Annotated in this window: 1 pseudogene; it reads right to left on the reverse strand. The window is 75.1% G+C overall.

From position 1 onward, the window contains the following. Window positions 1-351 (reverse strand): annotated as a pseudogene (locus B2J89_RS21655) (hypothetical protein); the annotation flags it as partial. Between the last annotated feature and the right edge of the window lie 159 nt (window positions 352-510).

The raw sequence follows: 510 nt of genomic DNA on the forward strand, positions 1-510 counted from the left end.
GTCGGGGTGGTAGCGGTACTGGCGCCGCCCGCGCGCGTCGAGCCCGGTGGCCTGCAGGTGGCCGTGCGGCAGCGGGCAGATCCAGACCTCGGTGTAGGCCGGTGGAATGGCGAGCTGGCGGATGCGCTCGACCTCTTGCGCATCGGTCAGCCAGCGGCCATCGGGCTGCCGGTAGCCAAAGCCGCGCCCACGCCGCACGCGCCGCAGGCCCGGCATGCGGCGGTCGACATAGACCAGCCCGCCGGGCAGGCGGCTGCCGGGCGCGGGCGCGTCCGCCGCGAGCGCCGGCGCGGCGCGCAGGGTCTCGGCCGGGGTTGGCACAGCAACAAAATCGGAGGCAGCAGCAGGCATGGATGGGTCGGCGCGCGGGCGCTCTGCAATCGAAACAAACCTGGGCCCATCACAGCCCGGTGCCGTGCCCGCGTGTGTAGGAAGGCGCACCGTGCACGGGTGGGCGGCGGCCGCAAAGCGCGGGCCGGCGCGCCCCGGGACTCTACTGCGCGAGCAGCG

It is taken from the genome of Acidovorax sp. SRB_24, assembly GCF_012931925.1.